This window comes from Bacillus sp. FJAT-45066 (assembly GCF_002335755.1).
Taxonomy (GTDB): Bacteria; Bacillota; Bacilli; order Bacillales; family Bacillaceae_I; genus Bacillus_CD; species Bacillus_CD alkalisoli.
This window is the reverse complement of record NZ_NISQ01000001.1, coordinates 3192541-3205378: the sequence shown is the minus strand read 5'-3', so window position 1 is coordinate 3205378 and position 12838 is coordinate 3192541. Positions and strand designations below refer to the sequence as shown.

The 12838-nt window shown below is 36.0% G+C and carries 7 protein-coding genes; all 7 read right to left on the bottom strand.

Going from position 1 to position 12838, the window contains the following annotated elements; all coding sequences use genetic code 11:
• Positions 1 to 279 precede the first annotated feature (279 nt).
• Positions 280 to 2970 carry a tetratricopeptide repeat protein gene (locus tag CDZ92_RS16240; protein ID WP_096156261.1) on the bottom strand — a complete coding sequence of 897 codons (2691 nt, stop codon included), beginning with the start codon at positions 2968 to 2970 and terminating at the stop codon, positions 280 to 282.
• Between the two features lie 530 nt (positions 2971 to 3500).
• Entirely contained in the window at positions 3501 to 5138 is a 1638-nt protein-coding gene (locus tag CDZ92_RS16235; RefSeq protein ID WP_096156260.1) for a HAMP domain-containing protein, read from the bottom strand.
• Positions 5139 to 5864: 726 nt separating this feature from the next.
• Complete coding sequence (locus CDZ92_RS16230) at positions 5865 to 6821, bottom strand: ABC transporter permease (protein ID WP_096156259.1); 957 nt, start codon at positions 6819 to 6821, stop codon at positions 5865 to 5867.
• Position 6822: 1 nt separating this feature from the next.
• A complete protein-coding gene (locus CDZ92_RS16225; RefSeq protein ID WP_096156258.1) occupies positions 6823 to 7896 on the bottom strand; it encodes an ABC transporter permease in 1074 nt (357 codons plus the stop codon).
• Entirely contained in the window at positions 7893 to 9416 is a 1524-nt protein-coding gene (locus CDZ92_RS16220) for an ABC transporter ATP-binding protein (protein WP_096156257.1), read from the bottom strand. Before CDZ92_RS16220 ends, CDZ92_RS16225 begins: the two co-directional genes overlap by 4 nt.
• Positions 9417 to 10053: 637 nt before the next feature.
• A complete protein-coding gene (locus CDZ92_RS16215; RefSeq protein WP_096156256.1) occupies positions 10054 to 11130 on the bottom strand; it encodes a BMP family lipoprotein in 1077 nt (358 codons plus the stop codon).
• A gap of 321 nt (positions 11131 to 11451) precedes the next feature.
• Positions 11452 to 12735, bottom strand: coding sequence for a DUF2254 domain-containing protein (locus CDZ92_RS16210; protein ID WP_096156255.1), 1284 nt, complete (start codon positions 12733 to 12735; stop codon positions 11452 to 11454).
• Between the last annotated feature and the right edge of the window lie 103 nt (positions 12736 to 12838).

Here is a 12838-nt window from a genome sequence, read left to right as displayed (position 1 = left end):
GGATGAAAGACTTGTCACTTTCTAAATATAGAGATTTCCGTAAGCTAAAAGACACTAAGTATAAAAGGATAATTAAACTAGTAATTGAGTCCGTTTCATAATGTATATCTACTATACGAAAAACGAATGATAGCATCGAATTCTATAAACGAACATATTATTGTATATTTCACTGAAATATTCGTTTTTCATTAAACGAACCGTAATTATGAAATGAATTGAATTATCCTTTTAAATGGGAAAAACCTAACAAACTCAAGGTCTGTTAGGTTCATCTTCTTATCTAGAGTAAACTATCTTTTGATCAGCACATACTTTTGTCATAAACTCGTATTGCATTAATCGAACATGTAATAGTTTTAGTGGATCTTGGTACATTTCCGGGTTTGCTTTCATTGATTCTAGTTTTCTAGTTGCTTTGGCAATCTCGGACTCTGCATCTTGAATCGTACTATCTAGTTGTGTAAATGGCTCCATTAAGAATGTTACTACGTCATTACGCAATGATTTTTCAAATAAATCGAACTCTAGGAAGTATTTTTGTGTAACGATAGCAGTAATATCTTCATACTTTTCATTTTCTATATACTTTTTATATTGTGTATATAAAAATGTTTTATTTTGTGGGAGCTTATTAAATAAAAGCCCAGCACCTTTTAACATAAATTGAACAGGATTTTGGCGATTTAATATGTTTAAATGGCCAACTTCCGCTCTGCTAATAATACGATGAATATCACGGCGCCAATCTTCTACTACTTGGAAATCTGCTACTAAATTTACTTTGTCACGACGATACAACCCATTGAATGATTCACTCATATCCGTTAAGTAACCTTGAATTTCATTTAAATGCGCATGTGCTTCTTGAAGCCAATGACGTAATGCATCGGAATATTTTGGTGTTAATTCATTATTTAAGTACTCCTGAATTCTTCTATTCATTTCCTCATTTAACTCATTATGCATTTGGCTGAAGTCACTGTCTTCATGAATTAGTTCAGACGTTCCTTGTAATAAGTGTGGCACCGCTCTTTTTAATTCTGCTTGCATCTCAAACTTTACTACTCGGTACGACTCCATTAACTCTCTCGTTTTCTCACCTTGGTCTTCTTCTAGATGAGTAACTAGGGCTTGTAGTCTACTTAATATATCTTCATGGAATGTAATGGTGTTAGTTAGCTTACTTTCCATCGCCCCACGATTGCTTAATACCTCATTGTAAACAGATCTGATGGCATATAATAACTTCAATGATCGCATTTCTTCTAGAAGGCCTTCGTTTACTGTAATATTTTTATTTACAATAGAAACAAAGTCTTTCTGCTTACTGTTTTTAGCCATTGTATGGATACTCGAAGCATGGATTTGCTCTTTCAACATCGTACTTACTATTTCTACATTTCTAGAATGTACAGCATCTTCTGTAAGTAAAATAAACTGAATCATTTGCTCTGGCATTTTTTCTTTCCAATTCAAAATAGATAATAATTCTCCATCTGTAAACTCGGTGTCTACATCTATCACATAGACAAAACCATCGGCAAGCTGAGCTAATTTCTTTGCTTCCCTATTATTCACATTTCCAACAGACGTGCTGATTGAGAAATGATTTTCGTCTAAAAATTTGGACGGCCATTTTAACTCAACGACTTTGTTTTCATCTACTTCCGTGAAATCTTTGACGCTTTGTACCCCATTTTCGTCTAAAACAGCCATACTTGCCTCTTCTGTACTACCAGTCATATAATAAGTTAGCTTCTTCTCTACTAAGATGTTTTCTTCTAGAATTTCATGAAGTAGCTTACCTTTTACGCCGTCTTGATAGCTTTCCACATGTATGTGTTGCTTGGAAGTATCACGAAGGTTTAAAAATAACCATTGATCAAAGTGTGAAACTGGAAGGTCATTTTTTTGCGCCCACTTTTGAATAGATTGATAAAGTTCCAGCATCGTTGATAATGTTATATTGTCGTGCTGGTAGTAGAACATACTTTGTTCTGCTCGTTGTAATGTTGTGCTACTGAATGCTGTTGGAAATACTTCTGTCCATGCCATAATCGCAGCTGCGGGAAATAAGGATTTCTTTTCATCTGATATTTTAAGCCAATTTTCTAATGTGTCTGGTACAATTTTTTGAAGCTGATGAACGGCGTATTCCCCTTCTAAAAGGTGTAAATATCCTTCTTGAAGCAAGGAGGATATAGATAGCCAGTTTTCTCCTTCTTCTGTTTGGATAGAGAAAATAAGTTCATTCACCGTATTAATCCACGCAAAATAATTGTCACTTGTGCGATAGCTTACCCATAACGATGTAAGCAGCAATACAAATTCTCTATGACCAATCGCCTTAACGACATGTAGCACTTCGACAAAATAACGTGGGTCAAATTCTTTCGCAAATCCATTGTCTATATAGGATTTGAAAATATGAATCCACTCGGTACTTTCTGTTCGGATGATTTCACTAACAGCAAGTTCTACAGCATGTTGATGATCGTTTTGTTCTTCATAAAACACTTTTGCAATGGATGTAACATTTGGATAGTCAGGGTCAACAGCGATTGCACGTTTGATACTCTTGTATGCTGACTCCATTTTTTTGCGTTCTAAGTATAAAGTAAATAGTTGTAATGATACTTCTACTTTCAGTGTTTTACTTTCTGTTTGAACGCTTGTGTAGATGTCTTCTGCTTCTGCTAGAAGTCCAATTTCATAGTAAGCATCGGCTATGTTCTTTTTTGCCCACGGCTCTAGTTCATTCGTGACATTTTCCCATTTAAAAATGGCAGCCTCGTAATCTTTATGCTCAAAGTATACTTCCCCTTGTGCGTAGCGAATCGATGATACGTCATGTATATCGTTTGCCTGTTCCTCCATGTATGCTTCCCCTAATACTTGAATCGGGTGTAGTTGGTTATCTGTCCATAACGTCTCGTAAAACGTTTTATTAATTAGTTGTTTTTCCATCTTTGTTTCTTACCTCCAATTTCCTAGTCTTACTTTTTTACTAGGCAATACTAATAACCGCTGTTGAATTCCGCGCAAACCTTCGCTTTCCGCGGGTGGGAAAAAGGAAGGTTATTTTCACTGTCGTGAAAAAACCCCCTCTTCGGCGCATAGCGCCTGTGAGGTCTCCCGGTTCCCGCTTTTCCCGCAGGACAAGGAAGGCTGCGGGAGCGTACATCGCACGAAGGAAATGCGGTAGCATTTTCGAGGAGTCTTCTTCGGCTTGCACGGAATTCAACAGCTAGATAGCAATAATTATCCGGCATTTCACCTTAAATATGTTAAAGCAAAACTCAATACTATACACTTACCCCAAATTCATACTTCTATAGCATACGTAGGAAACAATTAATTTAAGACCTTTAAACTATATTTAGTACATATTTGTAACAAATATGTTACAGGTGCCAGGCACATGTATAAATTTGTAAATAAAGCGATGCATACAAAAAACCCACGAATTATACCGTGGGCTTTGGTCACTTCAAATATCAGTCTCTCACCTTAAAAACTTCTATCTTGTTATTTAGATCATTTGATAGGCTTTCCATCTTTTGAATTGCTTCGTTTAATTCTTGTAACGTATCGTAGAACATAACGGTTATATGTGTTGTCTGTACGGTATGATCCTTCATTATTCGTTCTAATTCTGTCATTTTCCATTGGATCTCTGTGACGGCGGTCATTATCGGTTTTGTACATTCCACACAACCATTACCACTTAGATCTCCTAACTTACTTTCCTCTAGCGATCGGAACAACGTTTGTAGTTTTTCAAATGCTAGTTCAATTTCAAGCATATTATCTTTTGACTCTGACGTCATCTGTGTAGCTGTCTCTGTCATTGTTTTTACAGAATTGTGTACTTGTTGAGATAGTAGGTTGGATACTACAACGAGTGCGTGTGAGTCTTCTTTCACACCAGCAATTAACTGTTCAAATTTATTCGTCATTTCATTTACTTGTTGGGATAGCCAACCTAATTCATTTTTTTCTTTCACATGTAGCGTTTCGGATAAATCCCCTTGAGCCATTTGTTGTATATGGTCCACTATAGACGGTAACGGATATAGATGTCTTTTAATGATATAGCGAATAATACTATATAAAGAGATGAAAAGAATAAAGATAGATGCTATATAGATCAGTGCTAGAAACAATTCAAACTGCTTTTTTCTAGTTAAATCTATTACCATCGTCATAACACGTTCATTTGGTAAGTACTCATTTGGTAAGTACTTATAAATTTTATTATAGGTTACACCATCATGTGTGAACTGGTAGCTAGCATTTTGTTTTGTAGCTAGAACTTGTTCGAATAGTTCACCGTCTGTATCTAATGCAATCGTATGTGTTCCATACAGTACCGGTAAGTCCGTATTCGGTTCAATTACTTGATTGCTTTCTCCTTTTTTCCATGCTGAAACGTTGATGACTGCTATTTCTTCCATGTCTTTATATTCATCAATAATATTTTCTATAATTTGCGAAGGGCCACTTTCAAATGTATGTTCATATATGTCGAAGTCTTCAATAAAAGGGTTCACCATAAAATCTGTTGTTCCGTCATAATAATAAGCAAACTTATAAAAAATATGGTCAAATAATTCTGCTTTAGAAATAGGACCTACCCAGTAGTTGTCCATTGCAAAACCTTCGTCAACGGTTACCGATTGAAGTGACATTAACTCGTTAAAAGCCGTAAACCAATATCCCCAGTTTTTAGAGCTTAATCCTATTTGTGTTTCATCAGAGGATTGTGTCACTACAATATCATCCCCTTGTCTCTCCCAAAGGGTAATTTCTTTCACAGCCCATTCATCCGCTAAAACACGTAATTCTTCCATCGTGATACTAGAAGCTGACCTTCCTCTTAATTCAGATGTTATCCCTTTAGAAGAAGCATAGAGTTTTCGTTCTATCATATTTTCGATCGTATTTGCTGAGTTTTGCGTAGACTCCATTGCAAATTTTACGATACTAGTCGCATTATCTATTTGTTCTGCTTGGTATTCTTCAAACTTTATTTTTACAAAGCCGTATCCAAGGAGGAATGTAGTGACTGTTATGATCCCTATTATTACGCCTATTTTTGTAAGTAACTGCATCATTATCGTATTTTTCTTCATAAAATTTCCCCTCACAAAATGCCAGATGGTTTCCTTTCCTTGCTTACTTTTTTATCGGTTACATATGAGCCTTTTTATATAGCTGTATTCATAATATTTAGGTGAAAGTATTGTGCTTTAGGTCTTTTATACTAGTGACCTATACTATGTATAACATACTTTATATGTTGTGGTAATAGATTTTTAAAAATGAATTATAATTTTCTGTCACTTCACAAATACTTCCTTCTGCTATGGTATTAAGTGGTTTTTAAAATAAGGCTCTATTAAACAACACTGTTGATTGGAGCGCATGTCTCCGCTTTCCGCGGGCGGGCCGGGAGCCTCCTCATCGCTTCTCCCGCAGGAGTCTACAACATGCGCTCCAATCAACAACTAGATTCTATTAAAAATCAACATTAATCTTTTACACAGCCTAAAATAAAAATACATCTTAAAAATGAAGATGTTTTTGTTAAAAGCTGAATGCTTCGTGTCAATTTGTGTTTCAATTTTTTCGATTTGTGTTTCAATCTAATTTGTTTGTGTTTCAATTTACTGCATTTGTGTTTCAATCTTGAGTTTAGACATATTTTAACTATGCTTTTGTTTCAATTCCATACATTTGTGTTTCAATCTTATGCATTTCTATTTCAATCTTCCAACTTTGTGTTTCAATCCATCTGAACTAAAAAAACCGAATAATAAACTCCTATTAGTAGAGTTTATTACTCGGTTTAAAAGTTTTTATCTTTTCCCTGACTCAAAAGGTTCTCCAACTGCTTTTGGAGCTTGTGAAGATTTAGAGAATACGATTAACGCAAGTAACGTTACAACGTATGGGAATATTTTTAGTAACACTGGTGGGAATATAGCCAGTGATGGAATAACTTGTGATACGTTTGCAATTGTACTAGCAAAACCGAAGAATAGCGTTGCCGCTAAAATTCCAAGTGGCTTCCATTGACCGAAAATCAAGGATGCTAACGCTAAGAATCCAAGTCCTGCAACCGTACCTGTAAACTCACCAGCAAACGTCGTTACGATAATAGCTCCAGCAAGACCTGAATAGGCACCAGAGATCATAACACCGATGTAACGCATCTTTCTAACATTAATACCAGCTGCTTCTGCCGCGTGTGGATGCTCCCCACAAGAACGTAAACGTAAGCCAAATGCTGTTTTATATAAAACGAAGGTGCTAAGAGCTAGAATGATTAATACTAACCATGTAGTTGGATATGTTCTTGTAAATAATAGACTTCCGATAATCGGTATGTCTGATAAGGATAAGAACGTCACATCAAAAGGTAAGAAACTGTTAATACGGATGTTCCCACTACCAGTAATAGTACGGGCTAAGAACACTGTAATTGCTCCAGCAATCATATTGATAGCCGTACCACTAATAATTTGGTTTGCATTTAAGTTAATACTTGCAAACGCATGTAGTAAAGAAAATAACATCCCAGCAATCGTTGCTATCAATAAGCCTAGCCATAACGCTTTCTGCTCTCCTGGCCAAATCATTTGCATATTAACAATCACTAATGCTCCTGTAAAGGCTCCCACTACCATTAATCCTTCTAAACCGATGTTTACTACACCGCTTCGTTCACTGAATAACGCACCTAATGCTGTGATTAAAAGAGGAATCGTAAAAATAATCGCATATGGCGCTATTTGTTGTATCAATGTCCACATACTATTTCTCCTCCTTTTTCTCTACAGTACTAGACTTCTTGTTCCTACGTTTTTTCAACACGTAAGTTACTAGTCGTTCAATTAAAATACTTGCTGCAGCAAAATAAATAATAATGGCAATGATTGAATCAGCAATCTCTGGTGGAATATCTGTCATCGCATTCATAAATCCACGTCCAGAGTAAAGAATACCGAAGAAAATCGCTGCAAATAATACCCCAACTGCTGTGTTTGCCCCAAGTAACGCTACTGCGATCCCGTCAAAACCTTGTGTTGGCAAAATACCAATCTGCATGCTTGTAGCATTACCTGTATATTGTGCCATTCCACCAAGACCAGCTAGTCCACCGGAAATTAACATAGAAGTAACGATTCCACGGTTAACAGCAATACCCGCATACTCTGCTGCATCACGGTTATAACCTACTGCTTTTAATTCGTAACCTAATGTTGTTTTATTAATAATGAAAGCCACAACGATAACTGCAATGGCTGCAACAAACAAGCCTAAATTAACGTAAGAGCCACCGAATAAGTCCGTTAAAAATCCTACTCTTAACGTAGCTCCATCAGGTAATTTTTTCGATTCTGTTTCTAAAAATTCACCTTTAAAATAAGCTGGCACTGCATAGTAAATCGTCCAATAAGCAATCCAGTTCATCATGATGGTAGAAACTACTTCATGTACATTGAATTTTGCTTTTAAAATACCAGGTATAAACGCCCAAGCAGCTCCACCTAAGAAACCAGCAAGAACCATTAAACCAACTAAAATCGGTTGCGGTGCACTGATAGATAAACCAACTGCTGTTGCACAAAATCCGCCAAACAACATTTGTCCTGCTGCTCCGATGTTAAATAGACCTGTACGGAATGCAAATGCTACAGATAACCCAGTAAAAATTAATGGTGTTGCCGTTGCAAGTGTATTACCAATTCTCGAGATGTTCTTTAGTCCACCCTCGAATAAATATTGATATCCTAAAAACGGATTATGGCCTGTTAGTGCCATTAAGATTGCACCAGCAATAAGACCGAATAAGACAGCGAGTAAAGAAACTACGGTGCTTCTCATTCTTTTACCTCCTTCTCCACTCCGGCCATCATAAGTCCGATTTCGTTCTCGTTTGTTTCCGAAGCGTTTACAATTCCGACTAATTGTCCGTTATTCACAACGGCAATACGGTCCGATACATTTAATATTTCATCTAATTCTAATGATACAAGCAATACCGCTTTTCCATTGTCTCTTTGTTCAATAAGACGTTTATGAATATATTCAATAGAACCTACATCTAATCCACGCGTTGGTTGAACGGCAATTAATAGCGTTGGATCTAACTCAATCTCACGACCAATGATAGCTTTTTGTTGGTTACCACCAGATAAACTTCTTGAAATAGAATCGCCGCCTTGACCGGAACGAACATCAAAACTTTTAATAATTTTATCTGCGTGTTCTTTCATTGCTTTAAAGTTTAATAGGCCACGCTTAGAGAATGGTTTTTTATGATAAACATGTAATGCCATGTTTTCTTGAATTGTATAGTCAAGAACTAGACCGTGTTTATGACGGTCTTCCGGAATATGAGCAATTCCTTTTGCTACTCTTGCTTTAACAGGGGTTTTTGTAATGTCTTCCCCTTCATAAATAACCGAGCCAGTTTCCGCATGTTTTAATCCTGTAATACTTTCCACGAGTTCCGATTGACCATTTCCATCAACCCCAGCAATACCAAGGATTTCTCCTTTTTTCACTTCAAGAGAAACATCTTTTAGTCCAAGAATACCTTTGCTATTTTTTACAGAAAGGTTATTTAAAGTTAAAACAACTTCACCTGGATTTGCTTGCTTTTTTTCTACTTTAAACGAAACTTTACGCCCTACCATCATTTCTGCCATTTTTTCTGTTGTTGTTTCCGCTACATTAACCGTTCCGATTGTTTTACCACGGCGAATAACGGTACAACGGTCTGCCATTGCTTTAATTTCTTTTAACTTGTGCGTAATTATAATGATAGATTTACCTTCAGCAATTAAGTTCTTTAAGATTTTCCCTAACTCCTCAATTTCTTGAGGTGTTAATACTGCTGTCGGTTCATCTAAAATAAGAACATTCGCATTACGGTAAAGCATTTTTAAAATTTCTACACGTTGTTGCATACCAACAGAGATGTCTTGAATTTTTGCATGTGGATCTACGTTTAAACCATATTTTTTAGATAGTTCCGCAACACGTTTTCCGGCTGTTTTGGAATCCAATGTAAACCATTTTGTCGTTTCGTTACCTAGCATAATATTTTCTGTAACGGTAAAGTTACTTACTAGTTTAAAGTGTTGGTGAACCATTCCAATTCCTAAACGGTTCGCAATGTTTGGATTGCTAATTTTTGTTTCTTCTCCGTTTACTTTAATACTACCGCGATCTGGTTGGTACATACCAAATAGAATGGACATAAGAGTAGACTTACCTGCACCATTCTCACCTAGTAACGCATGGATTTCACCTTTTTTTAACTGAAGGGTAATATCATCATTGGCAACAATTCCAGGAAACTCTTTCCGGATATTGAGCATCTCGACTACATATTCCATCTAGTAAACTCCCTTTTTAAAAATATTTTTCTATCGACTTTCATTCGTTGTCTTATTTAATGTATTTGTTAAAGACCGCTGCTGATTGGAGCATATGCCTCCGCTTTCCGCGGGCGGGCCGGGAGCCTCCTCGGCGCATTCGCGCCTGGGGTCTCCCGCTCCCCGCTTCTCCCGCAGGAGTCTACGATATATGCTCCAATCAGCCGCTAGATAAGTTAGATAAATAATACTATTCTTTAACAAAACGTATTCAATAAAAACTATTACAAATTCAAAAGATTCTAAAAGTATGATGTCTGATGTCTAGAGTTAAAATTTTTACGGCTATACTTACAATTAGGCTGTGCTTTATTGTAGGTTACCGTTTTTATTAAAGTATTTTGTTAAGTGAATCAATTTCATAATTACGGTTCGTTTAATGAAAAACGAGTATTTTAATGATATACATAATAATATGTTCGTTTATTAAGGTGTATAAATACAGACTACGATGCTATTTTCGTATTGTAGTCCCACATTATGAAACGGACTCAAGTAAATCATTTTAGGGACCTTTAGTACAAGAAAGGAGACGGGTCCTCCCGCCTCCTATAATAATTTAAGCAATCATTATCAAATGTTTGAATATCTTACAGTATTATTTAATTAAGTCGCCTTGCTCACCAGATACAACGATATCACCAGATTGTAATAACTTATATACTTCAGAAACTTTATCAGTAGTTTCTTTGCTTAAGTTTGGATTTTCAGCAGGGATACCAACACCGTCATTCTTTGCATCGAATGTTAATGTTTCTCCACCTGGGAATTCACCGTTTACTTCTGCTTTAATCATGTCAAAAGCAGCTTGGTCGATACGTTTCATAGCAGAAGTTAAGATTACAGACTTATCTTGACCTTCTAATAATCCGTCCGCGTATTGGTCAACGTCAACTCCAACCATCCATACATCACTTCCAGTTGCAACACGAGTTTTTGCTTCGTTGATTGCACCTACACCTACTCCACCAGCAGCAGCGAAGATTACATCAACACCACGCTCGTACATTTGAGCAGCGATTTGTTGTCCAGCAGCTACGTTATCGAAGCTACCTTGGTATACTACGTTTTGTGCTTCCATTGTTACGTTCGTTCCAAAGTTTTCGTTAGCATAAGCTAACCCTTGTTGGAAGCCCCAGTTGAATTTTTGAACTGGAGGAATTTCCATACCACCGATGAATCCAGCTTGTGCATCTTGTAATTCTAAAGCAGTAGCAACACCAGCAAGGAATCCAGACTCATGCTCAGCGAAGAAGATAGATACTGTGTTATCTCCTACTAATGTGTTCCAGTCCCCGTTATGTGGAGCTCCATCAATTAAAACAAATTTTGCATCTTCATATTTAGCTTGAGCAGCAAAAATAGCTGTTTCAAATTTAAAACCAGGAGTTACGATTAATTTATATCCAGCGTCATAAAGGTTGTCGATTTCTTTTACATAGTCAGCCTCAGTAGTTCCGTTTGGCTTCAGGTAACGCTCTTGTAAGTTTAACTCGTTTGCAGCCTTTAAAACACCTTCCCAAGAACCTTGGTTAAAAGATTTATCGTCAATTGTACCAGCATCTGTAACCATACCGACTTTCATTTTGTCAGCGCTTCCACCAGTGCTACCACAAGCAACAAGTAATGACATTGCGATCATTACAATTGTAAGAACAAAAAGTCCTTTTTTCATCAGAAAAAACCCCCGTAAAATTATTTGTTTTAGTATATAAATTTTATTCACTTGCTATTAATAATATAAACTTTCAATCTACTTATTACAATAAAAACTTGTCGATAAAAATGAGTAAATTTTACCGCTTACATAATTGATGCATACGGTTATAATTCCCTACACACCAACTCTGAACAACACCAGCATAAATATCCGTTTCTATGAATAAACGGTGCCAGGCACTTGTCGTATTTGGTCGTTTTCTGTCGTTTTGAATAAAAAGTTATATATAAAATAAAGCGAGTGATCAAATATGTACATATTTGATCACTCACTATCCTATGGTATGGTCACTTTGAATTTCTCCATTTTACTATCTAAATGCTTTTTATCCAGTTCCTCAAGCAAATCTTCTTCAAATTTTCGGTACACATATTGAGCAAACTTAATCACTTCTACTTTCACTTCTTGTTTGCTATGTTCTGCAATATGATCTAATGTGTCCATTACTGCTAATAAAATTGAAATATCTTGCCTTCCGTAATGACTTAGTTGATAGAACGTCGTATAAAGTAATTGTTCTACACTCTCCTGCTTTTTCAACAACCTTGGTGTTTTATCCTTGTTGTAAAAAACCTCATAGTTACTTGCACGTTGCAAAGCTTCTGTTAACGGTGTACGTAAAAAACGAATACAATCAATTGCCGTGTTTGGATCATTAATACCTGGTGATATCGCACGTAACGCTATCTCCACCATTTTGATAATATTAAATTCAATATCTTGTATCGGTGTCCTTTCTTGACCAATCGTAATATAATCATCTATTTCAAATTTCAACTCTTTCTCTTTATGGAAAATATGTAATATAACACTTTCCTTTGATACATAATGTCCAATATACTCTTTAAGTTCAATATAATAATCTTTTTCTTCCGCTAGTTCATACAGCTTTTTATAGTCCATTAGTTGTATGTAGCCAAATGTTCCTCCATTAACCGCGTGGACAGATGTGAATCTTTCAGGAGGTTCAATAGGTTGGTCTTTCTTTTCTTTATTAGCATTCTCTATATCTCTTTCTTCGTCTTTAATTGTTTTCAATGCATCCTCTGTTAACTGATAGATTAAATTACTCACTTGAATAGATGTTGCTACATTATGAATAAAGTAGGCAAAAAAAGCCAAGCTGATGATCGCTACCGTTACGCCAACCGACGCAGAAATGACGGGGTGATCGATGGTACCTTTTCTCATAAATAATAACGTGACAATCGAATAAATGAATGCCCCTAAAAATACACCAAGCACCCTCATAGTAGAGGATTTTGTAACAAAATCTTTTAACGTACGTGGCGAAAACTGAGATGTATATGTTGTTAGAACGACCATTATGGTAGAGAAAGTAATCGTCGTCATCGTTAATAAAGCAGCAGAAATGGTTCCTAGTATTATTTGCGCTAAGTCTACACTTGTCATGAGTAAGATAGGAATTTTATTTTGAAGAAAATCACTATGTACCATATCCACATATAAAACTACTAACGTAAGGACAAAGGAGATAGTACAGTAAATACTAGGTATCACCCAAATGCTTTCCTTCATTCGTAAAAGCACTTTCTTCATTTACTATTACCTCCTTGAGAAATATTCTTTATTATTTCTTTACTTCCTTTCCTTTATGAAAAATAAACAGAACTTGAGAATACAAACAGAGTTCGTTATTCTA

Coding starts and splice junctions, on each gene's coding strand:
- CDZ92_RS16240 (WP_096156261.1), bottom strand. CDS start 2,970: ATGGAAAAACAACTAATTAATAAAACGTTTTACGAGACGTTATGGACA.
- CDZ92_RS16235 (WP_096156260.1), bottom strand. CDS start 5,138: ATGAAGAAAAATACGATAATGATGCAGTTACTTACAAAAATAGGCGTA.
- CDZ92_RS16230 (WP_096156259.1), bottom strand. CDS start 6,821: ATGTGGACATTGATACAACAAATAGCGCCATATGCGATTATTTTTACG.
- CDZ92_RS16225 (WP_096156258.1), bottom strand. CDS start 7,896: ATGAGAAGCACCGTAGTTTCTTTACTCGCTGTCTTATTCGGTCTTATT.
- CDZ92_RS16220 (WP_096156257.1), bottom strand. CDS start 9,416: ATGGAATATGTAGTCGAGATGCTCAATATCCGGAAAGAGTTTCCTGGA.
- CDZ92_RS16215 (WP_096156256.1), bottom strand. CDS start 11,130: ATGAAAAAAGGACTTTTTGTTCTTACAATTGTAATGATCGCAATGTCA.
- CDZ92_RS16210 (WP_096156255.1), bottom strand. CDS start 12,735: ATGAAGAAAGTGCTTTTACGAATGAAGGAAAGCATTTGGGTGATACCT.